Annotated in this window: 23 protein-coding genes; 11 read left to right on the plus strand and 12 right to left on the minus strand. The window is 71.0% G+C overall.

Annotation, left to right across the window (positions count from 1 at the left end; genetic code table 11):
• Window positions 1-19 precede the first annotated feature (19 nt).
• Entirely contained in the window at window positions 20-856 is an 837-nt protein-coding gene (locus tag ACX9TP_RS09485) for a phytochelatin synthase family protein (protein ID WP_482979395.1), read from the plus strand.
• Between the two features lie 7 nt (window positions 857-863).
• On the opposite strand, the gene ACX9TP_RS09490 is transcribed toward ACX9TP_RS09485, so the two are convergent.
• The 3 genes from ACX9TP_RS09490 to ACX9TP_RS09500 form a co-directional block, all read right to left on the minus strand.
• Window positions 864-2,021 carry a hypothetical protein gene (locus ACX9TP_RS09490; RefSeq protein WP_482979396.1) on the minus strand — a complete coding sequence of 386 codons (1,158 nt, stop codon included), beginning with the start codon at window positions 2,019-2,021 and terminating at the stop codon, window positions 864-866.
• A gap of 580 nt (window positions 2,022-2,601) precedes the next feature.
• Entirely contained in the window at window positions 2,602-3,960 is a 1,359-nt protein-coding gene (locus ACX9TP_RS09495) for a hypothetical protein (RefSeq protein WP_482979397.1), read from the minus strand.
• A 41-nt stretch (window positions 3,961-4,001) separates the two neighbouring features.
• Entirely contained in the window at window positions 4,002-5,030 is a 1,029-nt protein-coding gene (locus tag ACX9TP_RS09500; protein WP_482979398.1) for a hypothetical protein, read from the minus strand.
• A 218-nt stretch (window positions 5,031-5,248) separates the two neighbouring features.
• Here ACX9TP_RS09500 and nfi point away from each other — a divergent pair, with 218 nt between their 5' ends.
• The 5 genes from nfi to ACX9TP_RS09525 all read left to right on the plus strand — a co-directional run bounded on the left by nfi (window position 5,249) and on the right by ACX9TP_RS09525 (window position 10,643).
• The gene (gene nfi / locus ACX9TP_RS09505) at window positions 5,249-5,950 is read left to right on the plus strand and encodes a deoxyribonuclease V (RefSeq protein ID WP_482979399.1); all 702 of its coding nucleotides are present in this window, start codon (window positions 5,249-5,251) and stop codon (window positions 5,948-5,950) included.
• A gap of 203 nt (window positions 5,951-6,153) precedes the next feature.
• On the plus strand, window positions 6,154-8,496 hold the full coding sequence (locus ACX9TP_RS09510) for a GMC family oxidoreductase N-terminal domain-containing protein (RefSeq protein WP_482979400.1): 2,343 nt from the start codon (window positions 6,154-6,156) through the stop codon (window positions 8,494-8,496).
• Window positions 8,497-8,608: 112 nt separating this feature from the next.
• On the plus strand, window positions 8,609-9,118 hold the full coding sequence (locus tag ACX9TP_RS09515; protein ID WP_482979401.1) for a DUF2267 domain-containing protein: 510 nt from the start codon (window positions 8,609-8,611) through the stop codon (window positions 9,116-9,118).
• 103 nt (window positions 9,119-9,221) lie between these two features.
• Window positions 9,222-10,067, plus strand: coding sequence for an SIR2 family protein (locus ACX9TP_RS09520; protein WP_482979402.1), 846 nt, complete (start codon window positions 9,222-9,224; stop codon window positions 10,065-10,067).
• Between the two features lie 15 nt (window positions 10,068-10,082).
• A complete protein-coding gene (locus tag ACX9TP_RS09525; protein ID WP_482979403.1) occupies window positions 10,083-10,643 on the plus strand; it encodes a non-canonical purine NTP pyrophosphatase in 561 nt (186 codons plus the stop codon).
• 70 nt (window positions 10,644-10,713) lie between these two features.
• Here the strand turns inward: ACX9TP_RS09525 and ACX9TP_RS09530 are convergent, their stop codons facing one another.
• The 4 genes from ACX9TP_RS09530 to ACX9TP_RS09545 form a co-directional block, all read right to left on the minus strand.
• Entirely contained in the window at window positions 10,714-11,085 is a 372-nt protein-coding gene (locus ACX9TP_RS09530; protein WP_482979404.1) for an MPN domain-containing protein, read from the minus strand.
• Between the two features lie 17 nt (window positions 11,086-11,102).
• Window positions 11,103-12,278 carry a hypothetical protein gene (locus tag ACX9TP_RS09535; RefSeq protein ID WP_482979405.1) on the minus strand — a complete coding sequence of 392 codons (1,176 nt, stop codon included), beginning with the start codon at window positions 12,276-12,278 and terminating at the stop codon, window positions 11,103-11,105.
• Between the two features lie 33 nt (window positions 12,279-12,311).
• Entirely contained in the window at window positions 12,312-14,087 is a 1,776-nt protein-coding gene (locus tag ACX9TP_RS09540) for a vWA domain-containing protein (protein WP_482979406.1), read from the minus strand.
• A gap of 304 nt (window positions 14,088-14,391) precedes the next feature.
• Window positions 14,392-15,099: a metallophosphoesterase gene (locus ACX9TP_RS09545; RefSeq protein ID WP_482979407.1), complete on the minus strand. Its 708-nt coding sequence runs from the start codon at window positions 15,097-15,099 to the stop codon at window positions 14,392-14,394.
• Window positions 15,100-15,535: 436 nt separating this feature from the next.
• Between ACX9TP_RS09545 and ACX9TP_RS09550 the strand changes: the two genes are divergently transcribed.
• Together ACX9TP_RS09550 and ACX9TP_RS09555 are read left to right on the plus strand one after the other, a co-directional pair.
• Complete coding sequence (locus ACX9TP_RS09550; RefSeq protein ID WP_267856042.1) at window positions 15,536-16,204, plus strand: RNA polymerase sigma factor; 669 nt, start codon at window positions 15,536-15,538, stop codon at window positions 16,202-16,204.
• A 46-nt stretch (window positions 16,205-16,250) separates the two neighbouring features.
• Window positions 16,251-17,435: a hypothetical protein gene (locus ACX9TP_RS09555; protein ID WP_482979408.1), complete on the plus strand. Its 1,185-nt coding sequence runs from the start codon at window positions 16,251-16,253 to the stop codon at window positions 17,433-17,435.
• A 47-nt stretch (window positions 17,436-17,482) separates the two neighbouring features.
• On the opposite strand, the gene ACX9TP_RS09560 is transcribed toward ACX9TP_RS09555, so the two are convergent.
• The 4 genes from ACX9TP_RS09560 to ACX9TP_RS09575 form a co-directional block, all read right to left on the minus strand.
• Window positions 17,483-18,655, minus strand: coding sequence for an AraC family transcriptional regulator (locus ACX9TP_RS09560; protein WP_482979409.1), 1,173 nt, complete (start codon window positions 18,653-18,655; stop codon window positions 17,483-17,485).
• A gap of 11 nt (window positions 18,656-18,666) precedes the next feature.
• Window positions 18,667-19,212: an anti-sigma factor gene (locus ACX9TP_RS09565; protein ID WP_482979410.1), complete on the minus strand. Its 546-nt coding sequence runs from the start codon at window positions 19,210-19,212 to the stop codon at window positions 18,667-18,669.
• The gene (locus tag ACX9TP_RS09570; protein WP_482979411.1) at window positions 19,205-19,852 is read right to left on the minus strand and encodes an RNA polymerase sigma factor; all 648 of its coding nucleotides are present in this window, start codon (window positions 19,850-19,852) and stop codon (window positions 19,205-19,207) included. Before ACX9TP_RS09570 ends, ACX9TP_RS09565 begins: the two co-directional genes overlap by 8 nt.
• A gap of 140 nt (window positions 19,853-19,992) precedes the next feature.
• Window positions 19,993-20,478 carry a PaaI family thioesterase gene (locus ACX9TP_RS09575; protein WP_482979412.1) on the minus strand — a complete coding sequence of 162 codons (486 nt, stop codon included), beginning with the start codon at window positions 20,476-20,478 and terminating at the stop codon, window positions 19,993-19,995.
• Between the two features lie 122 nt (window positions 20,479-20,600).
• Between ACX9TP_RS09575 and ACX9TP_RS09580 the strand changes: the two genes are divergently transcribed.
• From ACX9TP_RS09580 to ACX9TP_RS09590, 3 genes are all read left to right on the plus strand, one after another.
• Window positions 20,601-22,913, plus strand: coding sequence for an ATP-dependent helicase (locus tag ACX9TP_RS09580; RefSeq protein ID WP_482979413.1), 2,313 nt, complete (start codon window positions 20,601-20,603; stop codon window positions 22,911-22,913).
• A gap of 233 nt (window positions 22,914-23,146) precedes the next feature.
• On the plus strand, window positions 23,147-24,016 hold the full coding sequence (locus ACX9TP_RS09585; protein WP_482979414.1) for a helix-turn-helix domain-containing protein: 870 nt from the start codon (window positions 23,147-23,149) through the stop codon (window positions 24,014-24,016).
• Between the two features lie 137 nt (window positions 24,017-24,153).
• Entirely contained in the window at window positions 24,154-25,359 is a 1,206-nt protein-coding gene (locus ACX9TP_RS09590) for an FAD-dependent oxidoreductase (RefSeq protein ID WP_482979415.1), read from the plus strand.
• Window positions 25,360-25,368: 9 nt separating this feature from the next.
• Here the strand turns inward: ACX9TP_RS09590 and ACX9TP_RS09595 are convergent, their stop codons facing one another.
• Window positions 25,369-26,442, minus strand: a complete 1,074-nt coding sequence (locus tag ACX9TP_RS09595; protein WP_482979416.1) for an outer membrane protein assembly factor BamB family protein — start codon at window positions 26,440-26,442, stop codon at window positions 25,369-25,371.
• Between the last annotated feature and the right edge of the window lie 17 nt (window positions 26,443-26,459).

The raw sequence follows: 26,459 nt of genomic DNA on the forward strand, positions 1-26,459 counted from the left end.
ACCCCAGGTCAAGGCCTCCATGAAGACGCTCCGCACCACGTTGCTCGTGCTCGGTGGTGGGCTCGCCGCCCTCGCGCCGATGACGGTTCCCGCCAAGGGCTCCAGGCCCGCGGCCCCGGTCGTCGTCAGCTTCTCGGCCCCCGAGTCCATCAAGCGCCTCGAGCGCAGCCGCTACAAGGTGGACTTCTTCCACCTGGCCAACCAGTTCGAGTCCCAGGGCAACAAGGCCTTCTGCGGCCCCACCTCGTCCGTCATCGTGCTCAACGCCGTGCGCATGGGGAACGACGCGGTGGCGAAGCCCCAGGACCCGCTGCTCGTGTCCGCTGAGGACCGTGCGCAGCTGCCGGCGGGCTTCGACCCGCTCTTCCACCGTTACACGCAGAACAACTTCTTCGACGAGAAGGTGCGCGAGGTGAAGACGCGCGCGGAGGTCTTCGGCCAGCCGCGCGGCGAGGGCGGCAAGTCGGACGCCGGCATCCAGATTCGCCAGCTCGCGGGGATGCTCGCGGCGCAGGGGCTGGACGTGAAGCTGCGCGTCCTCGACGACTCGCTGAAGGACGCCGCCGTCCGTGAGGAGCTGAAGAAGAACCTCAAGACGGAAGGCGACTACGTCATCATCAACTACTTCCGGCCCGTGCTGGGACAGCAGGGCGGCGGACATGTCTCGCCGCTGGCGGCGTATGACGCGAAGTCCGACTCGTTCCTGGTCATGGACGTCAACGCCACGGACCAGCGCTGGGTGTGGGTGACGGCCTCCGCTCTCTTCGCGTCCATGCGCACGCCGGACGTGCAGGAGAACCGTGGCTACCTCCTGGTGAAGGAGGGCCGGCCGGCCCAGGCGCGAGACACGCCGTAGCCTCGCGCTACCACGGGCGCACGGTGGTGCCCCACCAGTAGAGGGCGGCCTCCAGGGGCTGCTTCCGGGGCTGCTCCAGCTTGGTGCGGATGCCCATCTCCCTGGCGGCGTTGAGCAGGTGGGTGTGCCATTGCGAGTGCTCGTTGGAGAGCCGGGTGGCGGCGATGGCCAGTGCGCTCGCGCCCAAGGAGTAGCCGCCGAAGACGAGCGGTCCGCTGGCGGAGTCCTCCCGGCCCTTCACCCCGCGTGGCCACTCGCGGCAGGCGGCGAGGGGCAGGGCGCTGCCGGCGGGATGGTCGCAGTAGCCGTCCACCAGCGTGGCCGTGAAGCGCCGCGCCGCCGGATGCGAGGCCATGGCCAGGAAGGCGCCCGTCCACGCCAGGGTGGTGGCACGCTGCGTGGGCTCCACCAGTCGTCCCTTCGCATCCACCTTCGTTGGGAAGCCGGTGGGCAGGTTCGACAGCTCCACCAGCCGTGCGATGAGCTTCTCACCCATGGCGTGGGACTCCGCGTTGCCCCGGAGTCGCCCGTGCAGCAGCAGTCCCGCCGCGGCTGGAGCGCTGTCGCAGGGCCAGATGGTTTGGCCGAAGCTGGGCAGCAGGAGCTGTCGAGAGAGCGCGTCCACGAGCTGTGCGGCCAGGCCATCGAAGAGGGCGGTGGACTCCGCGTCCGCGAGCCCGGCGCGCTCCATGCCCGCGAGCATCAGCAGGACGTAGCCCCGGTAGAGCACGCTGGGCGGGAGTGCATGTCCGGCGATGTTCGTGGCGCCCTTGGTCTTGAAGGGGCCCCGGGCCCGCCCGAGCACATCCGCCAGCAGCGCCTTCAGTCGCCGCCGGGTGTCCGGAAGTGGGTGCCCGTCCAGCGCGGCCTGGACGAGGATGAAGGACAGGTGTGCATCGCAGAGGAGCTGCGCCTCGATGAAGCTGCGGTTGGCGTCGCCGAGGAGTTTGGGCTCGCAGCCCTTGCCGAGGATGCGCTGCTCCAGCGCCTCCAGTGCGTCCCTGGGAAGGGCGTCCGTCGTGGGTTCCGGTGAGGGAAGGGGCGCGGTGGTGCCCCCGTCGGTCGGCGGGCCCTCCGCGCGCGCGGCGACCGGGACGCAGCAGCACAGCGCCAGGAGCGGGAGCAGGGCCCGCCAGCCACGGAAGGAAGAGGAGGCTCCGGACATGCGCGGAGACGTCACCACGTCCCCGTGTGCCCGCGGCGCTCGCGGTGGTCGCCGGTCGGAACCCGGAATGGAACGGTCGTTCCGGCCGGGTGGGCCGCCGGGCCGCCGCCGGTTGCCCGGAAGGAACGTTCATTCCGGCGAAAGGTCGGCCCGGGGGGGCACTGGTCGTCCCGGAAGGAACGTTCATTCCGCCGGGAGGTCGGCCCGGGGGGCCACTGGCCGTCCCGGAAGGAACGCTCATTCCGGCGGGAGGTCGGCTCGGGGCGCACCGGTCGTCCCGGAAGGAACGTGCATACCGGCGAAAGACCGGCTCGGGGTGCACTGGTCGGCCCGGAAGGAACGTTCATTCCGGCGAAAGGCCGGCTCGGGGCGCACTGGTCGTCTCGGAAGGAACGTTCATTCCGGCGAAAGGTCGGCCCGGGGGGGCCACTGGCCGTCCCGGAAGGAACGTTCATTCCGGCGAAAGGCCGGCTCGGGGGGGCACTGGTCGTCCCGGAAGGAACGCTCATTCCGGACTCCCGGCCCCGGCAGCCCCCATCCCCCGAGCGGAACGCCCATTCCGGGCTTCGGGACGCAGCGGTCAGGGCACCTCGCGCTGGACCTTGAGGTCGTCGAAGCGCCCCTCTCTCTCCAGGCGCCAGAGGTCCTCGTCCGTCACGAAGGGCTGACCGAGCAGCTCGCGAGCCTTCTTCACCTTCGCCGTCAGCATCGGGTCGTTGATGGGCGTGCTGTTCTCCTTCGTGGGCCGGGGCGGAGGCCTCATCACCGAGAACGTCCCCCGCGCCGGGTGGCCGTCCAGCGTGTTGCCCTCCAGCGCGTACGTGACGACGGACACCTCCGGCTCGGCCTTGGTGTCCAGCGACACCGTCACCTCCACGCCCTGGCCCTCGGGAATGACGTCCACGCCCAGGGACACCTCGGCCGCTTCTTCTGGCAATGGCGGCGCGCCGCGCTCCGGCGCCCGGGCGCGGAGGGCCATCACCCGCTCCAGGCGCACCAGCCCCTTCCACTGGTGATACAGGCGGAACTTCTGCCGCACCACTCCGTCTCCACCCAGCTCCGGGAAGCGCGGCGTACCCCGGGCCAGCAGCGTGACGACGCCCTTCTTGTCGAAGTTCTCGAAGGACGTGTTGAGGACCTGCATCGACGAGCGCCCCGTCAGCTTCCGGCCCTTCGCGTCGAACACGTCCACCCGCACCTGGTGCTGCAGGTACATGGCCCACGGCTGCGCACCCGCGCCAGTCAGCGTGTGCGACGTCGTAGGCGCCGTCGTCGTCACCGTGTGCCGGTCGTCGAATGTCCACACGTACTTCACCGGCGTGAAGGGCGTGCGGGGAGCTGCCTCCCGCTTCGGCACCTCGACGATGCGAGCGAGGAACTCGTAGTCCTCGTCGGCGTTGGGCAGGCGCCGGGAGAGGACCTCCACCAGCCGCTCGGGCTCGCACGGCTTCACCGTGTATCGAGGCACCGGCACCGTCGTGGACACGTTGTCCTTCCCGAACACCGTCACCACCGGCTGCGCGTACGTCCCATCAGGCTCCAGCCACACGCGCAGGGGAACACGCATGCCGGTGCCCGTGCCGATGGTGGAGTGCAGGTACGTGTCATTGCCATCCGGCGAGTGCGCCCGGACGCTGATGAGGTTGTCCTCGCCGGAGCACACCTCCTGCTTCTCCACCGTCACCGCGTCGATGACGGGCGGAGGCACCGGTGCGGCCCGGGGTGCGTCCACCGCCACCGTGGTCGGCGGCGCTGGGGGCGCTGGAGGTGGGGCAGGGGAGCGGCGCTCGGGCTCGGGCGCCCGGGCGACTTCCGGGGCCGGACCTGGAGGCGGAGGCCGCTCCCGGGAGAGGAACCACCCGGCCACGAGCACCAGCGTGGCCAGCCCAATCATGCGTGCCCAGCGCCGCTTCCAGCAGGGACGGTCCACCGGCTTCATTCGAGGCTTCCTCTCTTCCCGTCAGGGAATCGCGACGCGCGTCACTGCCAGCAGCCGTACACGTTGCCGCCCGAGTTCCACTGGAGCTGGTGCGAGTAGTCGCTCGCCCACAGCGTGGCGGAGATGGGGTGGACGCCCCAGCCGCCGATGCGGTCCGGGCTGATGGAGGTGGCGGTGGTGGAGGCGTTGTCGCGCACGCCCTTCCAGATGCTGCTGTTGCTCGTGTCGCAGCGGCCGGCGGACATGCAGTTGGCCACCTGGTTGCCGGCGTTGCCACACACATTCCAGAAGATGGGGCAGATGACCGTCAGGGCCGCGTTCTCGAACCACCCGAGCGACGACTTGCAGTGGTTGTAGACGCCCGAATAGAGCGAGTTGGACGCATTGGCGATGCGGTCATGCGGATAGATGTACGCGGAGACGAAGCCCCGGCCCGCGTAGTTGTGCGCGTAGGCGAGGAAGGTGGAGCACACCATGCCGTTGTTCGTCGCGCTGCCCGGCATGTGGTGGACGCTCTGGAGGTCCCGGTACTGGAAGAGCGAGTAGGGCACTCGCGCGCCGTTCCACAGCGGCCGGTCGATGTACTGGCCCGAGTCCACGCGCGAGGTGTCGCTGACATACGGGTGGTTGAACCAGAGGTTGTCCGCCACCTGGGCCGCGCCCATGGCATCTCCGAGCTGCCAGGCCGCCCACTCGGGGCCGCTGCCGTTCGGGTCGTACATGTAGTGGTAGATGCCGCCCTGGTTGATCTGCTCCAGCCCCGGGTAGCCGTACTGGAGTTGATTCACGTTGAGCGGCGTCCCGCACACGGTGGGCCAGCCGTTCTGGTCCGGGTCCTTCATGGTCGCGTGGGACACGCCGCCGATGGCGCCGTGGGACAGCATGGAGTGCGTCCGGTACTCGCCGATGGCGTCAATCACGTTGCGGATGGGGCCCTCGCCCCGGTCGAACACCACCGCGCCATTGGGGGCATTCCAGCCGGCGGACGTGTAGCCACACTCGGATGCGTTGGCGGAGTGGGCGAACACCAGCGCGGACACTGCGAGACAGCCTGCGAGGAACCGATGCATCACGACCTCCCGTACCAGGGAGGGTCCACGCTACGCCCGCCGTCCCCCGCCTCCACAAGAGGGGGGACGCGAGGCCGCCCGACCAAAGAACAGGGGCCTGGTGCCGCGGGGGGGCCCCGCGTCAGGTAGTCCACGGTTGGCTGAAAGGGACGTGACGTGGTGGGTTGCCTCGGAGCAGGAGGGCTCCAGATTGGCGGCAGTCACGGGAGGGCTGGCACATGGAGCTTCAGGAAGAAGTGGGCCGCTGGGATGTCACGCCCACGGAGGCGGTGGCGCTGCAGCGCCGGCTGCGGGAGCTGCTGGTGCTCCAGCCCCCGGCGGGGTTGAAGGTGGCGCGCGTGGCGGGCGCGGACATCTCCACGGAGAAGGGGAACGACACGGGCTACGGCGGCATCGTCGTCCTCGACGCGGCCACGCTGGCGCCGGTGGCGCAGTCGGGCGCGGCGGTGACGCTGACGTTCCCCTATGTGCCCGGCCTGCTGTCCTTCCGGGAGCTGCCCATCGTGAAGGCCGCGTGGGAGCGGCTCACCGTGCGTCCGGACGTGGTCATCTTCGACGGGCAGGGCACGGCGCACCCGCGGCGCATGGGGATTGCCTGTCACGGCGGGCTGCTGTTCGGCGTTCCGTCCATCGGGTGCGCCAAGTCGCTGCTGGTGGGCACGTACGGGAAGCTGGGGGACGCGCGGGGCGCCACCGCGCCCATCACCCACAAGGGCGAGGTGGTGGGCATGGCGGTGCGCACGCGCAAGGGCGTGCAGCCCGTGTACGTGTCGCCGGGCCACCTGATGGACCTCCCCACCGCGGTGGACCTGGTGCTGAAGGTGAGCCCGAAGTACCGCGAGCCGGAGACGACGCGGCAGGCGCACCGGCTGGTCAACGCGCTCCGCCGCGCGGACGGGGAGGCGGCGGAGCTGGAGTGAGACGCGGCCTCACCGCGACGGATTTTGACCGGTGCCAGAAGCCCTTCTATGTCCGAGGGGAGTCCGCGGGCCCCGCGGGCCCAGGGAATGGCGGCTCGGGCGTCTGTCTTCCTGGTCGCTCTTCCCCGTCCGCCTGCTCTGGCTGTAGCACCTGGAGTGCGTAGAGGGGCGGGGCAGGGCAGGAGAAGTCATTGGGAGCGTCGATGCGCAGGCTGTCGTCACCGTGGAGCGAGCTGCAGTCCCACTACTCCGTCGTGGTGGTGGGCTCGGGGTATGGAGGCGCCATCAGCGCCAGCCGGCTGGCGCGGGCGGGGCAGCAGGTCTGCGTGCTGGAGCGCGGCCGTGAGTTGCTGCCCGGCGACTATCCGCGCACCGAGTCCGAGTTCTTCAAGGAGCTGCAAGTCCACTTCGACCCCGAGAGCGGCCTGGACGTGGGCAACCCCACGGGGCTGTTCGAGGTGCACCGGGGCGGCGACGTCTCGGTCGTCAACGGCTGCGGCCTGGGTGGCACGTCCCTCATCAACGCCAGCGTGGCCCTGCGGCCGGACCCGCGCGTCTTCCTGGACCCGCGCTGGCCCGAGGCGCTGCGGGACGACGTGGACGGGCTGCTGGAGGACGGCTTCGCCTGGGCCGAGCACATGCTGCGCCCCACGCCCTACCCGGAGGACGCGCCGCCGCTGGCCACGCTGAATGCGCTGGAGCGCGCCGCGAAGAAGCTGGGCGGCACCTTCCGCCGGCCGCCGCTGGCCGTCACCTTCGCGCCGGGCGTCAACGCCGCCGGAGTGCGCCAGCCCGGGTGCTCGCTGTGCGGTGACTGCATGACGGGCTGCAACGTCGGCGCGAAGAACTCGGTGCTGATGAACTACCTGCCGGACGCCGCTCGGCACGGGGCGAAAATCTTCACCGAGGTGGGCGTGCGCTATCTGGCGCGCGACGGCGGGCGCTGGCGCGTCTACTACCGCCCGATGAACGTCGGCCGCGAGCGCTTCGACGCGCCGGACCTGTGGGTGACCGCGGACCGGGTCATCCTCGCGGCGGGTACGGTGGGCACGACGGAAATCCTGCTGCGCTCGAAGGCGCTGGGGCTGCCGCTGTCGGAGCAGCTCGGCCGGCGCTTCAGCAACAACGGCGACGTCATGGCTTTCGGCTACAACACGGACGTCACCATCAACGGCGTGGGGCATGGGGACAAGCCGCACGACACGCTCGAGCCGGTGGGTCCCACCATCAGCGGCATCATCGACGACCGGGCCACGCCGCATCAGGAAGACGGCATGGTCATCGAGAACGGCGTCATCCCCGGGGCCCTGGCCCGGCCGGTGACGGCGCTGCTCGCGGCGGCCTCCGCCCTCTCCGGGGTGGACACGGACCGCGGAATCAAGGACCGCCTGGAGGAGATGGCGCGCATGGCGGAGAGCGCCCTGCGCGGGCCGTACTTCGGGGCCATGCGCAACACGCAGACGTTCCTCGTCATGTCGCACGACGATGGCAGGGGCGAGATGCGCCTGGCCGGAGACCGGGTGCGCGTGTACTGGCCGGACGCGGGGCTGCAGCCCGTCTTCACCCGCGTGGACGAGCGGCTGCGGCGCACCACCGAGGCGCTGGGCGGCACCTTCGTGCGCAACCCGCTGTGGAGCAAGCTCACCGGGCATGAGCTGCTGTGCACCCATCCGCTCGGCGGCTGTGCCATGGCGGAGCGCGCGGAGGAGGGCGTGGTGGACGACGAGGGCCGCCTCTTCGCGGGCGCGGCCGGCACCGACGTGCACGAGGGGCTCTACGTCAGCGACGGCTCGGTGATTCCGCGGCCGCTGGGCACCAATCCGCTGCTCACCATCTCCGCGGTGGCGGAGCGCTGCGTGGCGCTGATGGCGCGGCGCCACGGGTGGACGGTGGACTACTCACCCGCCTCCGAGACGCCCGCCCCGCTGCCGTCGCGGCCGCTGTCCGTGCAGTTCACCGAGACGATGTACGGCTACATCTCCGGCGCGGTGGACGAGGACTTCCTGCGCGCGGGGGACCCGGAGCGGCTGGACACCTCGCCCTTCCGCTTCATCCTCACCGTCGAGGCGAATGATTTGGAGGCCGTGTTCGCCCACCCCCTCCATCCGCTGAGCATGTCCGGCTGCGTGCAGGCGCCGGTGCTGTCCTCCCGGCCGCTGACGGTGGAGGGGGGCGTGCTGCACCTGATGACGAAGGACGGGGCCCGGATGGGGGGGCGGCGGATGCGCTACCAGCTCCCGCTCGTCTCCGAGTCGGGGGAGCGCTTCTTCATGGATGGGTACAAGGACGTCCACGACGACGCGGGCCTGGACCTCTGGGTGGACACCACGCGGCTGCTCGTATCCGTGTACCGGGGCTCGGACGCGTCGGGGCCGTGCGTGTACCGGGGGTTCCTGCGGCTGAACGCGAAGGACTTCACCGTGCAGCTGTCCACCCTGCGGGTGCTGCACGCGCGGGACTCGGCGCAGCGGCTGGCGGCGCTGGCCCGCTTCGGGCGCATCTTCTTCGGGACGCTCTTCGACACGTACGTGCGCAAGGCGGCGTAGCGGGCGGGGAGGCGGACGCGCGAGGTGCGTGTCCGCCTCGGGCGTGCTCCTCCGGGGCGCCGTGGGCACCGTGATGCCCAGACAGCACCAGTCCCCGGAGGAACGACACCCCATGGCCGATGACCATGAGCAGCAGGGAAAGGGCGCCCCACAGGAGGACGAGCGACCGGTCAGCCGCCGCGACCTTCCCCTCGAGGTCCGGCGCGCCCAGCGGAGCGAGTCTCGCGCCAGCCAGACGTACAAGGCCTTCCTCGACCACCTGTGCGAGCGGGGAGGCATGTCTCCCTCGGTGGCCCAGCAGGCGGCCGTCTCCGTGCTGTGCGCGCTGGAGCAGCGCATCCTGGCCGAGGAAGCAGCCGACCTGGAGGCCCAGCTCCCCCTCAAGCTGACGGCGCTGCTGCACCGCTGCGAGCGGCACGAGGAGGAGCTGCCGCCCAAGTTCGGCCGCGAGCACCTGCTCAAGCGCGTGGGCGAGGATTTGTCGCTCAATCCGGACGCGGTGGAGCCGGTGGTGCGCGCCGTGCTGGACGCGCTCCGACACCAGATTTCCGAGGGCGAGGCCGAGGACGTGATGTCCCAGCTCCCGCATGACTTGCGGGACCTCTGGGGCCGGGCCATCTGACCCTGGAGGGTGGCAGGGGCGGGCAGGCCCCAGGCTTGTGGCGATGGGGCCACGTGGACAAGGTGCGATGGCAGGAACGTGCTCGCGGGCCACGGAGGTGACCATGGCCGTTCTCGAGTTGGCCCAGGCCGCACCGCTGCTCCAGCAGGAATACCGGGAAGGCCGGCTCATTCCCTTCCTGGGCGCGGGCTTCTCCAAGCCGCTGCACCTGCCGGACTGGAGCGAGCTCATCGCGTCCATGGCGGAGCCGCTGGGCTTCGAGCCGGAGCTGTTCAAGGAGCACGGCAGCTCCGAGCAGCTCGCGGAGTTCTTCGCCGTGGCGCACCCGAACAACTTCGAGCGCCTCGTCTATGGCATGGCGCGGAAGTTCAACTCGGAAGAGGCCTGTCAACGCCGCCAGTCCTCTCCCACGCACAAGGCCCTGGCCCTCCTGGACCAGTTCCACACCATCTATACGACGAACTTCGACTGCCACATCGAGCACGCACTCAGGGATGCGGGAAGGAAGGTCTCCGTGCTGGCCTCCTTCGTGGACTTCCAGGACAAGCAGGAGGCCGGTGCCTGCGATGTCATCAAGTTCCACGGCACGCTGGAGGTCCGCAACACCATCATCCTGACGGAGAGCGGCTTCTTCGACCGGATGGCGCTGGAGGACGCCGCGGACCAGCGACTGCGGGCGGACCTGCTCAGCCACAGCTTCCTGTTCATCGGCTACAGCTTCAGCGACATGAACATCCGGTACATCTGGTACCGCATGCACCAGCTTCGCCAGCGCAGCCAGGCTGGAAGCCGCGCGCCGCTGGCGCCTCGCAAGTGTTTCTTCGCCACGCATGGCTCCGGGCCGGTCCAGCCGATGCTGCTCGAGCAGTGGAACGTCGACGTCATCCAGCTCGACCCGGAGGACAAGACGGCAAGCGTCGCGGAGCTCCTGAGAAGCATTGGCGGATGACGGGAGGGGATTGGAATGAAGACCGCCTATTACCTCACGTCGAATGCCGACAGGCTCCGTGAGGCCGAGCACTTCTTCCAGGGCTCGTCGAAGCTGGGCTTCGTCAAGGTGCGCAGGTCGGGCTTCGTCGAGCTCCTCGAGACGGACCTGAAGACGCTCGTCCTGAACAAGGCCGCGGCGGCCTACTCCCGGGTCCGGTTTCCCCTCATCGTCGAGCATGGCGCCTTCTGTATCGAAGACCTCGGCTGGCTCCCGGGGGCGCTCATCCGTCCTTTCTGGGAGACGCTCGGGACCCGGCTCTGCGACCTGGTCCATCCCGACCGCAAGAGGGTCATCACCCGGACCGCTGTCTGCTTCTGCGATGGCAGGCAGCGGAAGGTGATTCTCAAGGAAGTGGAAGGGACGCTGGCGGATGCACCGCGCGGCAAGGGCGGCTTCGACTGGGACTCCATCTTCATTCCCCAGGGCCGCACGAAGACCTTCGCGGAGATCGCCGAGTCCTCACTGGATGACAAGCTGAGCCTCTCCGCCTCGGGGCTCGCCTACGCCGAGCTGAAGAAGCAGCTCGACCTCTGACCTGACCTCGCTCCTGGGGGGCGAGGCCCGGCTCGCGGGCGCTCCGGGGCCGGGCCCTCCACGGCCCGGCTCAGGCGAGGGCCAGCGGCTCACTCCGCATGCCGGACACACGCCGCAGCGGCTCCGCCCACCAGGGCTCCTCGGACACGAGCACGTCGCGCCCGTTCACGCGCGCCACCATGCCCCCGGGCGCCACCACGGAGAACCGCAGGGGGCGCCCGAGCGCGGAAGTGAGCGCGGACATGGTGCTCTCGTCCTCGGCGGAGAAACCGAGCGGGCCCTCGGGGTGGCTGTGCGCCACCTCCTCCAATTCCGCTCGGTTCTGCCAGATGGCCTGCCACCGCTCGCGCGAGTCCGGCAGGAGGAACGGGTTGTCGGATTCGTCGCTCCACAGCACGTCACCGCTCCGGCCGATGAGCAGGCACACCTCTCGCGTCCTCATGATTTCCTCCTTCCCGTCTACGCGTGCCGCGTAATCACCAGCACGCCCGTGTCGATGGCCTCGCGGATGACGGACGGCAGGCTCTCCAGCGTCACCGCGCTGTCCGCACCCGCCAGGCACACCCCCGCGTCCACCACCTGGAGCGAGTGGGCATCCACGATGGAGATGAAGCGCTCGCCCATGAAGGCGTACGTCACCTCCAGCCGGTTGTTGCCCAGCCGCCGCGCGTCGCGCAGCCGCGCACCGGCACTCTGGAGCGCCCGCTCCGCGCGCTCCACGCTGTCCTCCTGCGTGCCACGCCGCCCGTGCCGCGCGGACTGGCGCAGCGCCTCGGCCACCACCTGCGCCGTGTGCGCCCGTCCCGCCGCAGCGTCGCGCTCCAGCGTCCGCCGTTGGGCCTCGGACATCGTGCCCCCAGGGTATGCGCCTCCCGCCATCGCCCGCCGCTGGGCCTCGGACAGCGTGCCCGCCGCGTACGCGCCCTCCAGCGCCGCCCGCCGCTGGGCCTCCGACACCAGCCCCGCCGCGTACTCGCGAGCCTGCGCCGCCTCGCGCTCCTCCTGCGTCCGCGCCTCCCGCACCGCCCGCGCGCGCAGGTGTGCCTCGCGCTCGGCCACCAGGTGGCGCAGGCACGCCTCCGCCTTCTCGCGGCCGCCCTCCGCCACGTCCAGCACCCGCGCGCGCACCTCGGCCGGCGCGAATCGGATGGCCAGCACGCGCGACGCCGCCTCCAGCAGCGCGTAGCCGAACGCCGCCCGCAGCGCCGCGCTCACGCCCTTCGCACCGGACAGGGACTGCCCCTCCTCCAGCGCGCGGCGCGCCGCGTCCTCCGCCTCCCCCTCGAACTCCAGCCCGTCGAACAGCAGCGAGCCGTCATGCCACCGCCGCGCGCTCACCAGCGCCAGCCGCGGCGGCTCCTCCTCCGGCATCAACTCCAGCGGCTCGGCCACCGCGCCCTCGCGCACCAGCCGGCCGCCCCACACATGGCCCCGCACGCGCGGCAGTCCGTCCAGGCCCTCCGGCCCGGCCGGCTCGCGCGCCGTCGCCACCCGCCCCTGCACCTCGAAGCGCCACCACCCCGGACGGACCGGGGTGGCGACACGGAGGCGGCGCGAGGGGGCGTCCACGGTGCCGCCGCCCAGATACGGCAGCACCGCCGACTCCACCTTCCCGAGGAACTTCCGGTAGTCCACGCCGCCTCCTCCTTTCCCACTGCTACGTCGGACTCACGCCACCTTCAGCAGCGGCGTGCGCATCACCCGCTCCACCCACCCGGACTGCACGGTGGTGGCACCGCCCTGTGCCGCCGGCGCGTCCAGCAGCGCCTTCAGCACGCGCGGCACCTGGTAGGGGTCCGCGAACTGGTCCACGTTCACCTCGCTGAACGGCACCTTCAGCTGCCCCGCGCACGTGCGCACCGTGTTGCCGCGCGCACCCGCCACGGACACCAGCAACGCCATGGCCGCCACGGTGTAGCCGAAGTCGCGGAACGCCCGGGCGAACTGGTCACCCGCCTCGCCCGCCTCGTCACCCACCACGATGACCACCAGCTTCGCCCCCTCCGGCACCCTCACGCCGTCGCGGTGCAGTGCCTGCAACGCGGCCGCGTGCGTGGTGCCACCCGACGCCTTCAGCCCGGCCAGCATGTGCTGGACGGCGGTGCGGTTGGCCGCCTTCGGCCGCAGCACCGTGCCCATCGTGTCGAACGCCGCGATGTGCAGCTTCTCCACCGGGAAGCCCGCGAGGATGCGCGCGAGCGCCTCCTTCGAGTTCTCGATGGCCCCCTCCATGGAGCCCGACTTGTCGATGAGGAACATCACCCTCACGTCGGTCTCCGCCGTCGCCTCCGTCACCGCGGCGCGGGCCGCGTTGTCGCTCGCCTCCTCCAGCTTCTGCCGCAGCACCACGCTGCGCACGTTCTTCGCGATGTTCAGCGCCCGCTGGTCCGTGGCGTTCGCCACCGCCTTCTCCCAGCGCGCGCGCACCGTGGGCTCCGCCAACAGGCCCAGCTCCTCCAGCGTCGGCGTCATCAGCCGCAAGTCGCGGTCCGACAGGGACGGGAGCAGGGCCGCCATGATGGCCGGCGTGAGGCCCACGTCCTTCGGCAGCCGGCCCACCACCTCCTTGTAGGAGAGGCGCTCCAGCTCCACCCACTCGCAGATCTCCGCCTCCGACAGTCCGTCGAAGCGCTCGCGCTTGACCAGCGTCAGGCCGCTCAGGCCCACCGTGCGGTGGCCCGCCTCGGACTGCTTCTGCTTCCAGCCGAGCACCTCGAAGAAGCCCTGCGTGCTCGGCTTGTACCCCGCCTTGCGCGCCAGCTTCTTCAACGTCTCCTTGTACCCGGCCTTCACCAGACCCTGGAGCATCGGCAGGTTCGCCTCACGTGCCGCCAGCCACTTGGACGCGACGCGCTTCCAGCGGCCCAGCGGCGCCTTGCGGGACGCGGGGTCACCGAAACCCGCCTCGCGGTTGAGGCGCGCAATCTCCGGCTGCTCGAGCAGCTCCGCCACCCGCAGCACGGCCTTGGGCGCGAGCATGCGCGTGGACTTGCGCTCGTAGTGGAGCACCATCGCCTCGCCGATGGCCCGCCAGTCGTCGTCGTGGAACGCCACCTGGCCGTTGTCGTCGCGCACGGGCTGGCCCGCGTGCTCCTGCACCAGCATGAGCGCGCACGTGGCCACCTTCAGGTCACGCCAGTCCGTCTGCGTCAGCGCGTACGACGCGAAGTGCGCCATCAGCTCCGCGTTGAGCTTGTAGATGTCCAGCAGCTGCCGGTAGAGCTTCACCGCCGCCGGCACGAAGAGGCCCGGCTTCACCGGCCGCCCGCTGGCCTTCTGCGCCGCGGTGGCGTGCGCCGCCGCGTACCAGGTGCCATTCACGTCCAGCCCGGGCCGGTTGTGCCACAGGTGCGCCGAGCCCCCGAGCACCAGGTCCAGCAGCCGCTCGGCCGGGCCGCGCTGCGCCTCGGGCAACAGGTTCGTGTTCTGCGTCGTGGTCGTCATGGGTGTGTCCCCCTTTCGGGACATGCCGCGGGTCAGGCGCGGGGCGGACCTCTCGCGTGAGGGGCGAGGGGAGTGCACCGCGCGTGGAACGCACGGGCGGCCTTCACGTCAGCGAAGGCCGCCCGTGCGAAGTCGTTGGAAGGAAGGAAAAAATCGCGCCCGAGTGACGAGGCCGGTTGTCTTCTGGAGTCAGAGTCCAGCGCTCTACCGAACTGAGCTACGGCCGCGAAGCAGCCGGCGGGATTCGAACCCGCGCCTCTTGCGTGTGGGACCCCGTCGGACGGGCGCGAAAGCTGTCAGGTGCTTACGAGTAGACGCACACGTCGCCGTGCACGGGGAACTTCGCCACCTCTTTGCCGCCCCGGTATGGACTCCGGGCTGGCACCGAGACGAGCTCCCAGGTGGGGAGCACCACCGCCGTCAGTGAGCGGCCATACACGCAGCCGGTGTCGATACCCACCGCGTGCTCGGTGACGAGCGGCCGGTCGAAGACGGTGTGGCCGAAGATGACCCGCTCCGGACCCTTCCAGTGGTGCGTCCAGAACGTCGCCCCTTCCGGAGCCTTGGAGGGCCAGAAGCTCTTGGGCGAGGGCGGCTGGATGCACTGCACGTGGAGCAGGTGGTAGGGGTCCTGCGCCTCGACCGTCCTGTCGGGCAGCATGCCGGCGTGCACGACGACGGCGTTGTGCTCCGGCAGCCGGATGAAGTGGGGCAGGCCCGCCATCCAGTCGTAGTGCTCCGGTTCCAGGACGCGGCGCGTCTCGAGGTGGTCCGGCAGCAGCCGGTCGTCCGAGCGGCGGCGCTGCTGGAGGTGCTTCTCCTCGTGGTTGCCGAGGATGGCCTCGTGCCGCATCGCCAGCTCCACGCACTCGCGCCGCTTGGGGCCGCGGTCCACCAGGTCCCCCGCGAAGATGACGCGGTCGCTGGAGGTGGCCCCCACCTTGGCGAGCAGCTCCAGGGCCTCGTCGTGGCAGCCGTGGAGGTCTCCGATGACGATGGTGCGGGCGGACATGACGGCAAGACCTCGAAAGAAGAATGAGCGCCCGAGTGAAGAAGCCGGAAATGCTGACTTGAGAGGTCAGTGTCGGACCGCCGACGGACAACCACCAGGGTGGGTGCGTGGAGTTGAACCACTGGCTTGTAGGGCCGCTTCGGCCGGGCGCTCGAAAGCGATGCGGGCAGGGACGCGGCCTTTTTTTCGTTCCTGACGGGGTGATTTTCCGGGTTCCGGGCCCCTTTCCCCTCCTTGGAGGCATTTTGTCAGGAAATCAGCGCGTCCCGCGTCCGGCCCCTGGAGGTTCCAACTGTCCGCATTTCCAGGCGGTTTGGGGCCTTCCTGCTCGTCTCGGAGGCTGCCTGCGGATGCCAACGTGGTACTTTGCCGCGCCACATCCCCGTCACCCCATCTCCCGGGGGGGTTCTCCCGGCGCAGGCCTCAGGTCCTTCCGGTGTACGAGCAGCTCACGGATGACGAATTGTTCGCGGAGGTGGTCCGCCGCCGCGCCGCTGGCGAGCCCGTCGGGGCCCACCTCGGTTCGCTGGTGGACCGCTGGGGCCGCCCCGCGCGCTATGTCATCAGCAAGATTCAGGCGAGCTACGGCCGCGGTTCCCCAGCGGACGCGGACGAGCTCTTCCAGGACGCGGTGGGGAAGTTCATCGACCGCGGCCTCGACCAGTTCAGGGGCGTCTCCGAGCAGATGCCCGGCCGGAGCGCGTCTCCCAAGACGTTCTTCCTGCGCATCGTCAAGCACGTGGCCATCGACTTCTACCGGCGGCACCGCGAGGAGCTCGCGGCGCCTCCGTCAGACCCCGATGACGCCATGGAGGAGCCGCCTTCCGAGGTGGCCCGCGCTGTCGAGGCGGGAAAGCGCAGCGAGCAGCGCGCCGAGGCCCAGGAGCTGTACTGGGCGGCGTTTGCCCGACTCCAGCAGGAGCACCCGAAGGAGGCCTCTGCCTGGGAGCTGTACCACCACGAAGACGTCGAGGATCACGAAGAATGTGCCCGGCGCCTGAACATCACGGTGGTCAACTCCTACAAGCGCGTCAGCCGCGCGCAGGCCTACCTGAAGCTCTACCTGCTGGATCTCCAGCGCGAGACGCAAGGGGAGGAAGCGTGAGCCTCCTTCCCGGCCATACCCCGGGGTACCCAGGAGGATTGAAATCATGATTGACGCTCTGTCCCGCTATTCCGCCCGCCGCTCCGTGCTGTCCTCGGCGAAGTCATCTCCCGGTGAAATCCTGGAGGCCGCGGGAGACTTTCTCCGCCGCTCCTCCCGGGTGGGGATGGAAGGTGTGGAGGACGCCCTCCGGGGCCTGGGTCGACCGCAGGTCGAGGCCTGGTTGAAGGCACAGAAGCCGCAGTCGCTGCAGCCGTTGTTGTTGAGGGCCGCGGAAGAAGCGGTCGAAGTCGCGCTGGACGGGGGGGAGGAGGCGGAGATGTGGCGGGCCTCGGCGCTGGAGGGACTTGCCGCCCGCGACAGGGCCGCCTCCGCCGCCCGCGCCCTGGCCGCCTGGGAGGGCCTTCACGGCGGACTTCAAGGTGACGCCGCGCAGCTTCGAGATTCGTTCCTCTCCGCGCTCGGGACATTGGATTCGTCACTCCGCCCGAGAGCCCGCTGGTTCATCCCGTTGAATCCGCAGCGACGGCAGGAGCTGGAGCTTCTCGAGCCCACCGAGCAGGAAACGGCCTGGTGGTTCTCCGCCCGGGCCGGTTGCGATGACCTGGTGGCCACCTGGACGAGCAGGCCCCAGTCACTGACTCCCCACCTCCAGGGCTGTGTGGACTGCCGCGCGGACATGGCAGACGCGGCGCCCGTGGACGCGCCACCGCGTCGTCACCTCACCGCGGACGACCTCTGGCGCTTCGACATGGGGCTGATGAACGAGGACGAGCGCGCGCGGGTGGACGCGCACACGGCCCGCTGTGGCGAGTGCGCCCAGGCCGTGCTGGCGTTGGGCGAGGGCGAGGAGGCGGTGGAGGAGGCCCTGGACATGGACATGGAGGAGGGCGCGGTGGGCCGCGCCGCGCGCAGCTCCCGCGCGCCCGTGTCCGGACGTCCTTCCGCGGCCCGTCACCCGGAGCAGCGGGAGGTGCTGGATGAGCGGCGCGACTTCCGCGTGGTGCTGGTCCGCGAGCGCCAGCGCGTCCGCCTCCTGGTGCAGCCCCTGTCGGGCCGCGCGGTGACGGCGGCGGTGTTCCTCAGTCCCGGCCGTCCCTCGCTGAAGCCCACGAGCGGGCCCGAGGGCCTGTCGTTCGACTTGACGACGGCGTCCTCCACGGGCGCGCACTCGGCCCACCTGTCCGTGCAGGCGGGCAGCGAGACGCTGGAGCGCGACTTCGCCTTCTGAAGGGCGGCACCCCGAGGGCGGGGCCCCGAGTCAGGGGCCCCTCGTGCTCACTCGGAGGCGGTGCCGTTGATGCCGCGGTCGGTGTCCAGCGCCTGCCGGCTGCGCACCGGCGGCGTCGGAATGGGGAACGTCTGGGGCGGCAGCGTGGCGCGGAAGCCGTTGGCCAGCAGGGCCACCACCAGCTGCGCGGACGGAGGCCGGGTGCTCAGCGCCGCGCCGCACACGTCCAGCTGGTCCGTCACGCGGGGCCCGTCGCTGACCTGGTAGCGGTTGCACGTGGCGTCCACCTGCGGGCTCTTGTCACGCGGCAGCTCGCGCGTGAGGCGGCCCCAGCGCATGACGAGCTTCTCCGGCGAGATGAGGATGTTGACGGGCTCGCCGCCCCACGCCCCTTCGATGAGCGTCTTGGGGCCTCCCGCCTTCACCTTCAGGTCCAGCCGGCGCTGGCCGTACGTGCCCGTCACCTCGATGCCGTGCTCATAGACTTCCTCGGAGAGGATGCTCACCCAGACGCCGTCGGTGCGCCGGGTGTACGGCTTGTCCGCTGCGACGCGGCCATGGTTGAACCAGACGTCGCCCACGCGCCCCAGCGGCACCTGGTCGTTCTTCGCCACCGGGACGGGCTCGTCCAGGCCGGCGGGGCCGTTGGAGGCCACCACGGGGCGCGAGGCCAGCAGGTCCGTCACCGCCACCGAGGTGTCCACCACCTCGAAGCGCACGCCGTCCAGCCACGCCTGACCGGTGCCGCTCATGATGAGGCCGGCCATGATGGTGGTGGCCTCCTTGGGCACGTCCAGCACCACGTCGTAGCGCTTGCAGCCCGCGGTGCCCACCAGGGCGCGCGACTGCATGTTGTCGAAGGCGAGCGGCTGCTTCGGGTCCGGCCCCTCCACGCGCATCCACAGGCCGGCCCAGCCCTCCACGTCCTTGAAGCGCACGGCGGCGGAGAAGCGCAGCCGCTTGCCGCGGAAGTCCTGCGCGCCGAAGGCCTGCATGAAGGTGCCGTAGCCGTTCTCGTCCGGCGTCAGCGAGCGGAGGTAGGCGCTGCGGGTGCCCTCGCACCGGGCGGAGTTGTCCACGCCCGCCTCGTAGCGCTTGGGCGCGCTCTCCGTCACGTACCAGCCCACCGGCAGCTTCTGGGCGCCATCCGACGGCTGCGCCCCGGCCGCGGTGGCGGCCAGCGCGAGCAGCAGGGCGGCGAGTTTCTTCCGGAAGTCCATGACGTGGGTCCTCACAGCAACGCGGGCTGGCGCGCGCTCAGCGCGCCCTCGGGGAGGCCGGTGCGGGCCTCGTAGCGCGGCACCTCACCCGTGCCCCAGGGGTTCTGGACCAGCAGCCCGCGGTCCGCCGCGTTCTGCGTGCAGGAGTCCTGGGTGGCCAGGTCCGGGCACGCCACGACGATGGCTCGCGGCGCGCCGACTTCCAGCGCCACGCCGGGCGAAGTCAGAGCGCCTCCGCCGCCGTCGGACGGGGGGTGGACGCGGCCGCCGGGCAGCAGGACCAGGGCCAGCGAGGCGGCCGCCGCGAGCGCCGCGCCGACTGCGCCCGCCGCCACGCGCCGCACGTGCCAGCGGGCGGGGCGGATGACGCGGTCCTCCCGAGGGAACGCCTGGGCCACCTCCTCGAGCTGCTCGGACAGGGCAGCCTCTTCCTGCAGGAGCCTGGCGCACGGCTCACACTCCAGCGTGTGCGCCTCCAGCGTGGCCGAGGCCTCGGGTGAGAGTGCCCCCAGGATGTATTGCTCCGCGGAGTCGCGGGTCAGGTGGGGCTTAAGCATGGGTCTCCTCCTCGAGCGCGGTCCGCAGCTTCTTGCGGACCTCGCACAGGATCTGTCGCACGCGCTGGACGGACAGCCCGACACGGGCGGCGACTTCGGCATGGGGTAGCTCCTGGCCGTCACAGGCCAGGAGGAAGACGGTTCTCGCGCTCGGCGACACCTGTGCGAGCGCTGCATGGGCGCGCGACAGCTGCTCCTCCGACAGGAGGCGCCGCTCCGCGGACACCGACGGGTCCACCGGGTGCTGCCGCTCCGGCAACTCCTCCACCGCCCCGGAGATGGACTCCCGCCGGGAGCGGCGGGCATCGTCCGCGGCCAGGAAGGCCGCCTGGGTGAGTGCGAGGTTGGGCAGGCGCAGCTCCGTCAGCAGCCCCCGCTGCTGTTGTTGGATGAGCCGCGCCCACGTTTCCTGGGCCAGCTCATGCGCCCGGTCCACCCGGACGCCCTTGGCGAGCAGCGATACCACGACCCGGCGGTGGTGGCGTGCCACCAACGCGTCCCAGGCCGCCCGGTCGCCGGCCAGCGCACGCCGCGCAAGGGTCTCCTCGTCCCCAACGCGCGGCGCTTCGGCTTCCACTGGCTCCTCGGCTTCCTTTGGCATCCGCAGCGTCATCCGCAGGCCCTGCACGGCTGCACTCATGCCGTCTTCCCGTCGCACTGAGGCGTCTGAGGGAACGGTCTGCTCCCCGGTGCCCGGGTAACGACTGTCCGTGCCGGACATATCGGTGGGTGCCGTGAATATGTGGGGAGGAGTGGCCAAAGGTGTGGTGACGCCGGGGCTTAATTGATGGCGGGGCTCTCGCCGGAGGGCCAGGGGAGGTTGGAGAGCTTCACGACGCCCTGGCAGCGGGCGCACTCGCGGCCCTGCCCGTCGAAGGCCCGGGCGCTGGCGAAGAGGAGGGAGACGCTCTTGTTGTCGATTTCCGCCTCCACGCGGAAGTCGGCGCCGGTGACGGGGCGCTCGAAGCTCATGGAGAGCTGCACGGTGGCGCAGCGGCGGCTGGGGTCCACCAGGGCGCCGCTGCAGCCGATGGCGAGGTCGAACATGGCGGCGAGGATGCCTCCGTTGACGGCCGCGCCGCTGCCCAGGCCGCCGCGGTGCTCGGGGCGCAATTCAGGGAGGGTGATGACCACCTTGGTGCCCTCCGGGAAGGACAGGTGCGCGCCGAAGTGGCGCAGGGTGAGGCTCTTGTTGAAGAGCTCGGCGTAGCGGTCCAGGTCGGCCTGGGTCGGCCGGGAGGGGGGGCCGGACGGGGTGTCGGACATGTGCCGCTTCCTTATACCCGAGCGTACGCCGCGGGGGGGACCGGGCAGGCGGTGGCGCGGTGGAAGGACGCCCACCGGTGGGGGAAAGACGTTAGAAGCAGGGGTTCCTTTTCGAGCCTCCCGTGAACCCCCACGAATCCGCCCTCCTCGAAGACCTGAACCCGCCCCAGCGCGAGGCCGTGCTGCACGGCGACGGTCCCCTGCTCGTCCTGTCGGGCGCCGGCAGCGGCAAGACGCGCGTCATCACCCGCCGGGTGGCGCACCTGGTGATGGTCCGCCGCGTCTTCCCGTGGCGCATCCTCGCCGTCACCTTCACGAACAAGGCGGCGCGCGAGATGCGCGAGCGCCTCACCCACCTGCTTGGTTCCCAGGCGAACGACCTGGTGGTGAGCACGTTCCACTCGTCGGCGGCCATGATTCTGCGCCGCGAGGCGGAGCACGTGGGGCTCACCCGCTCGTTCGTCATCTACGACGACGGGGACCAGCTCAACGTGGTGAAGCGGGCCATGCGCGACGCGGGCATCGAGGTGCCCATGCAGCCGCGCGAAATCCTGCACCGCATCGACCAGGAGAAGAACGCGGCGCGCCTGCCGCAGCACATGCAGGTGGAGCCGGGGGACGAGCGCGGCCAGCTCATCCGCAAGGTGTACGCGGCGTACCAGGAGCGGCTGCGCACGGCGAACGCGGTGGACTTCGGTGACCTGCTGCTGCTGCTGGTGACGCTGTTCCGCACGCGGCCGGACGTGCTGGAGAACTACCGGCGCCGCTTCCACCACGTGCTGGTGGACGAGTTCCAGGACACCAACCCGGTGCAGTACGAGCTGCTCAAGCACCTGGCGCCGCCCCCGTCGGCGAACCTGGTGGTGGTGGGCGACGACGACCAGTCCATCTACCGCTGGCGCGGCGCCAACGTGGACAACATCCTCAACTTCCCCGAGCAGTACCCGGGCGCGAAGGTGGTGAAGCTGGAGCAGAACTACCGCTCGGACCAGAACATCCTCACGGCGGCGCACGAGGTCATCAGCAAGAACGCGCGCCGCATGCCGAAGAAGCTCTGGTCGGACCGGCAGAAGGGCCAGACGCTGAGCCTGCTGCTCAACCGCGACGAGCGCTCCGAGGCGCAGGAGGTGGCGCGGCAGATTCTGGCGCTCCAGCGGGAGGGCTTCATCAAGTTCTCCAGCATGGCGGTGTTCTACCGGGTGAACGCGCAGAGCCGCGTGCTGGAAGAGGCGCTGCGGCTTGCGCGGGTGCCGTACACGCTGGTGAGCGGGCGCAGCTTCTATGACCGGGCGGAGGTGCGCGACGCGTCCGCGTACCTGCGGCTGATGGTGAACCCGAAGTCGGATGCGGACCTGTTGCGTATCATCAACACGCCGGCGCGCGGCATTGGCGACACCACGGTGGAGCGGGTGACGGACCATGCCAACTCGAAGGGCGTGAGCCTGTACGAGGCGCTGGCGCAGCCGGAGGAAATCCCCGCGCTCAACGCCACGGCGGTGAAGCGGCTGAAGGTCTTCCGCAACCTGCTGGCCTCGCTGGCCGCCTTCGCGCAGGACGCGAAGGACGCGGCGGGCGCGGTGGACCAGATGCTGCGCGAGACGAAGCTGGTGGACACGCTGCAGGCCGAGGGCAGCGACGAGTCCCAGACGCGCGCGGAGAACCTGAAGGAGTTCCTGGGCGCGGCGCAGGAGTTCGATTTGAACCGCGCGGCCGCGGCGGTGCAGGCGGCGCAGAACGCGCCCGCGGAGGTGCCGCCGGAGGTGGACGCGGCGCCGCTGACGGCGGACACGCCTCCGCTGCAGGCGTTCCTGGAGCAGATTTCGTTGGTGGGCGAGGCGGACGCGGAGGTGGGCGAGGGCCGGGTGGCGCTGATGACGCTGCACGCGGCGAAGGGGCTGGAGTTCGACGCGGTGTTCCTCACCGGCCTGGAGGACGGCGTCTTCCCGCACGCGCGCGCGCTGAAGGGCGAGGACCCAGACGACAGCGAGGACATGGCCGAGGAGCGGCGCCTCTGCTACGTGGGCTTCACGCGGGCGCGCAAGCGGCTGTTCGTGAGCCTGGCGCAGTGCCGCTCGCTGTTCGGTGAGCTGCGCTACAACCCGCCCAGCCGCTTCCTGCGGGACGTGCCGCCGGCGCTCTTCGGCATCAGCGAGCAGGACGTGCCCGAGGCTCCCCGCGCCGTCGCGGTGGCGCCGCGCAAGCGCACATGGGACGAGGACGACGGGCCGCGCATCGACCGCTCGTACTCGCAGGCGTCGTCGGACATGGACGGGGTGGGCGGCGACGTGCGCGGCATGCGCGTGCGCCACGAGCAGTTCGGCATGGGCCGCGTGGTGTCCACGGACGGCAGCGGGCCGAATGCGAAGGTGACGGTGGAGTTCGGCGGAGGCGTGGGCCTCAAGCGCGTCATCGCCCGCTTCCTGATTCCGGGGTGAGTCGGGTGCGCCCGAGTGGAGAAGCCGTGGGTTGGAGACCTGCCAGATTTGTGTCTGGTGCCTTCGACCACTTGGCTACCCCTCCATGCAGCGGAGGGGGCTGGATTCGAACCAGCGAAGTCCTGGGCGTGTAGGGCCTCTTCGGCCGGGCGCACTCACAGGGACGCGGTGTCACCTGCGTTCCTGACAGCCGGGCTGCGGGGACATGCGGGCCGTGGCAGATTCGGGGCGACATGGCCCAGGCTCCCTCCCGGCGCGGCAATGCGAAGCGTGAAGCGCTGTTCGCCGAGTTCGCGCATGCGGTGCCGCTCTTCCAGAGCGCCGCCGAGTCCGTCAACGATGCCGCCGGGGCGGTGCTCGCGCTCGGGCGGACCGAGCTCCAGTACCTGGACCGGCTGCGCTACGGGCCCGTCACGGAACCGGAGTTGGCCACCGCCGCGGGCCTGGGGACGCGCGAGCACGCGGCCGTGCTCGACCGGCTGGAGCTGGCGGGCTACGTCCGGGCGCGCTCCGCTGGGGACGCCCGGCGTGAGGCGCGGGTGGAGCTCACCCCGCACGCGCTGGAGTGGATTGAGAGCCTCTGGGGGCCCCTGCGCGACGAGGGCTTCCGTCGCTTCTCCACGTGGCGCACGAGCGACCTGAAGGTGGTGGCCCGCTTTCTCTCCGAGGCGCGGGCCATCCAGGAGGAGCACACGGCCCGGCTCCGTGCGCTCGCGACCGAGCCCGCCTCCAGCCGCCCGAGGCCGAACCGCGCGCGAGGTGGCCTCTCCCCGGCGGCGGTACGGCGCGTCCACCTCTTCGCCGTCGCGCACCTGGACGGCCCGCTCCGGCTGGCCGACCTGGCCGAGCGCGCGCAGCTCAGCCCGTACCACTTCGCGCGGGCCTTCAAGTCCTCCACGGGGGAAACGCCCAGGGCCTACGTGGAGCGGCTGCGCGTGGAGAAGGCGCAGGAGCTCCTCCGAGACCCGGCGCTGCCCCTGGCTGACATCGCGCTCGCGTGTGGCTTCAGCTCACAGAGCCGGCTCACCACCGCCTTCCGCAGGGCCACGGGCTTCACGCCCGCGAGGTACCGCAAGGGCATTGCCGGCGGGGACGGCGCATAGCCGGCGTGCAGACGCGGGGCTGCAGCGGACAGCGGCAACAACGCCGCAAGAACGGGCAATCGCCGGCAAGCGCTGGAAAGAAGCGCCTGGCCGGATGAAGCAAGAGTCGGTGCATCAGGTTCCAGGAGGGAACACGGATGCGCACGAGGAACGGACACGCATTGATAACGGGCTGTGGCATCGCCGGGCCGGTGGTGGCCATGGCGCTGCAGCGCGCGGGCATCGAGTCGGTCATCTACGAAGCCCGGAGCGAGGCCATGGACGAGGCGGGCGCCTTCCTCAACCTGGCGCCCAACGGCGTCAACGTGCTCAAGACGCTGGGGGTCGACGCCCAGGTCCAGTCGGCGGGCTTTCCGTGCGGAGGCATCGCCTTCTGGAATGGAGCGGGGCGGCGCCTCGGGGTGATGGACAACGGGCCCGAGAAACAGCGCTACGGCGCCGCGAGCCTGGTCATCAAGCGAGGCCTGCTGCACCGGGTGCTGCGCGAGGAGGCGCTCCGCCGGGGCATCCGGGTGGAGCTGGGCAAGGCGCTCGAGTCCTTCGACTCCACCGCGGACGGCGTGGAAGCCTGCTTCAAGGATGGCAGCACCGCGAGGGGCGAATTCCTCCTCGGCTGCGACGGCCTGCGCTCTCGCACACGCGAGCTGCTGCTACCGGGAGCCAAGGGCCCCGAGTACACGGGCCAGCTGGGGTGGGGCGGCTTCTCCCGCTGCGCCGTACCTGCTCCGCCCGGAGGGCTGATGCAGATGACCTTCGGCCGGAGGGCCTTCTTCGGCTACTGCGTCGCCCCGTCCGGAGAGGTCTACTGGTTCAGCAACGAGTCCCAGGCCGAGGAGCCCGCGCGAGGCTCGCTGAAGCCCGCCACCGCCGGAGCCTGGAAGGAGCGGCTGCTGGCGCTGCACGGCGATGACGCCGCGCCCATCCCCGACATCATCCGCGCGACGGAGGAGGGCAGCATCTCCTGCTACCCCATCCACGACATTCCCTTCCTGCCACGCTGGCACCAGGGGCGCGTCTGCCTCGTAGGGGATGCCGCGCACGCCACATCGCCGCACGTGGGGCAGGGCGCGTCGATGGCCATGGAGGACGCGCTCATGCTGGCCCGGTGCCTGCGGGACGCCCCGGAGCCGGAGGCCGCCTTCGCCCGCTACCAGGGCCTGCGCAAGGCGCGCGTAGAGAAGCTGACGCGGCAGGCCCGGCGCACCGGCAACACGAAGGGTGCACCCGGCCCCGTCGGCGCCTGGTTCCGGGACAGGCTGCTGCCGCTCTTCCTCAGCCGCGCGGCGGAGGCGAATGCCTGGGTGTACGCCTACAAAGTCGACTGGGACGGCCGTACCGCCTGAGCACCCGGCTCACTTCTCCTCTGGAGGCTTCAGCCGCCACGCCAGCACCCGCCCGTCCAGGCCCAGCACGAAGAACTCGTCCCCCAGCACCACGGGCGGGGTGCGCAGCGGCGTATCCGTGCGCAGCGAGAAGGCGCGCTCCCAGGCCGGCGGCTTCAGCACCAGGAGCCGTCCCTCGCGCCCGCTGGTGGGGACGAGCAGCAACTCCCCGCGAATCGGCGCCACCCGGGTGAGGAGCGGGTCGGGCAGGGGGACTCGCGCCACCTCCTTGCCGCTCTCCCGGGCCAGCCCCAGCAGCACGGGAGTCGGGGCTCCGGCCCCCACCCATAACGTCCCCAGTGCCATGGCCGGCGGCCCGGTGAGGCTGTCGGCCACGGCCTGCTCCCACAGCGGGCTTCCGTCCTTCACCCGGAGGGCCACGAGCCGCCCCGGGCGCGTGCTCACATAGAGCCCGTCCCGCCACGCCTCCAGCCCCACCACGTCCCGCACGTCCCGCGCCCAGGCCTGCGTCCCGTCGGCCGTGGACAGGGCCACCAGTCCTGCATTTCCGCGCGCCACCACCAGGAGCCCCTCCGCCAGGACGGGGGCCGGAAGGCCGCGAGGGGTGTCCGGCGCGGGCTCGGTGGCCTTGGGCGCGGGGTGCCGCCACCGCACCTTCCCCGTGTCCACCGCGTGCGCCCGCACGGCGCCGTCCGGGGCCACGAAATACACGGAGGTCCGGGTCTCATCCACCACGGCAGGAGTGAGGACGGGGGGCTCGCCGGTGAGGCGCCAGCGCTCCGCGCCGTCGTCCAGCCCCAGCCGCACCACGTCCCCCGCCACCGTGCCCACGATGACGCTGTCGCCGACCACCACGGGCCGGGCGGCCACCTCCCGGCCGAGCGACACCCGCCACACCACGCGTCCGTCCCGGTCCAGGCGCACCACGGCGCCGGCCTCGTTGCCGGTGATGACGCCATCCGCCAGGGCGACCAGCCCGGCGCGCGAGGAGGCGTCGGTGGAATGGCGGAAGGCCGTGTCCGCCGGCTCCCGGCAGCCCACGGCCACCACCAATGTCACCGCCAGGGCGGGCAACAGGGGCATGCATGGACAGGCGCGGG

It is taken from the genome of Pyxidicoccus sp. M15, from assembly GCF_056858435.1.

Excerpts from the sequence above, each read along its gene's own strand:
- ACX9TP_RS09485 (WP_482979395.1), top strand. The coding sequence starts at position 20 with ATGAAGACGCTCCGCACCACGTTGCTCGTGCTCGGTGGTGGGCTCGCC.
- ACX9TP_RS09490 (WP_482979396.1), bottom strand. The coding sequence starts at position 2,021 with ATGTCCGGAGCCTCCTCTTCCTTCCGTGGCTGGCGGGCCCTGCTCCCG.
- ACX9TP_RS09495 (WP_482979397.1), bottom strand. The coding sequence starts at position 3,960 with ATGAAGCCGGTGGACCGTCCCTGCTGGAAGCGGCGCTGGGCACGCATG.
- ACX9TP_RS09500 (WP_482979398.1), bottom strand. The coding sequence starts at position 5,030 with ATGCATCGGTTCCTCGCAGGCTGTCTCGCAGTGTCCGCGCTGGTGTTC.
- nfi (WP_482979399.1), top strand. The coding sequence starts at position 5,249 with ATGGAGCTTCAGGAAGAAGTGGGCCGCTGGGATGTCACGCCCACGGAG.
- ACX9TP_RS09510 (WP_482979400.1), top strand. The coding sequence starts at position 6,154 with ATGCGCAGGCTGTCGTCACCGTGGAGCGAGCTGCAGTCCCACTACTCC.
- ACX9TP_RS09515 (WP_482979401.1), top strand. The coding sequence starts at position 8,609 with ATGGCCGATGACCATGAGCAGCAGGGAAAGGGCGCCCCACAGGAGGAC.
- ACX9TP_RS09520 (WP_482979402.1), top strand. The coding sequence starts at position 9,222 with ATGGCCGTTCTCGAGTTGGCCCAGGCCGCACCGCTGCTCCAGCAGGAA.
- ACX9TP_RS09525 (WP_482979403.1), top strand. The coding sequence starts at position 10,083 with ATGAAGACCGCCTATTACCTCACGTCGAATGCCGACAGGCTCCGTGAG.
- ACX9TP_RS09530 (WP_482979404.1), bottom strand. The coding sequence starts at position 11,085 with ATGAGGACGCGAGAGGTGTGCCTGCTCATCGGCCGGAGCGGTGACGTG.
- ACX9TP_RS09540 (WP_482979406.1), bottom strand. The coding sequence starts at position 14,087 with ATGACGACCACGACGCAGAACACGAACCTGTTGCCCGAGGCGCAGCGC.
- ACX9TP_RS09545 (WP_482979407.1), bottom strand. The coding sequence starts at position 15,099 with ATGTCCGCCCGCACCATCGTCATCGGAGACCTCCACGGCTGCCACGAC.
- ACX9TP_RS09555 (WP_482979408.1), top strand. The coding sequence starts at position 16,251 with ATGATTGACGCTCTGTCCCGCTATTCCGCCCGCCGCTCCGTGCTGTCC.
- ACX9TP_RS09560 (WP_482979409.1), bottom strand. The coding sequence starts at position 18,655 with ATGGACTTCCGGAAGAAACTCGCCGCCCTGCTGCTCGCGCTGGCCGCC.
- ACX9TP_RS09565 (WP_482979410.1), bottom strand. The coding sequence starts at position 19,212 with ATGCTTAAGCCCCACCTGACCCGCGACTCCGCGGAGCAATACATCCTG.
- ACX9TP_RS09570 (WP_482979411.1), bottom strand. The coding sequence starts at position 19,852 with ATGAGTGCAGCCGTGCAGGGCCTGCGGATGACGCTGCGGATGCCAAAG.
- ACX9TP_RS09575 (WP_482979412.1), bottom strand. The coding sequence starts at position 20,478 with ATGTCCGACACCCCGTCCGGCCCCCCCTCCCGGCCGACCCAGGCCGAC.
- ACX9TP_RS09585 (WP_482979414.1), top strand. The coding sequence starts at position 23,147 with ATGGCCCAGGCTCCCTCCCGGCGCGGCAATGCGAAGCGTGAAGCGCTG.
- ACX9TP_RS09590 (WP_482979415.1), top strand. The coding sequence starts at position 24,154 with ATGCGCACGAGGAACGGACACGCATTGATAACGGGCTGTGGCATCGCC.
- ACX9TP_RS09595 (WP_482979416.1), bottom strand. The coding sequence starts at position 26,442 with ATGCCCCTGTTGCCCGCCCTGGCGGTGACATTGGTGGTGGCCGTGGGC.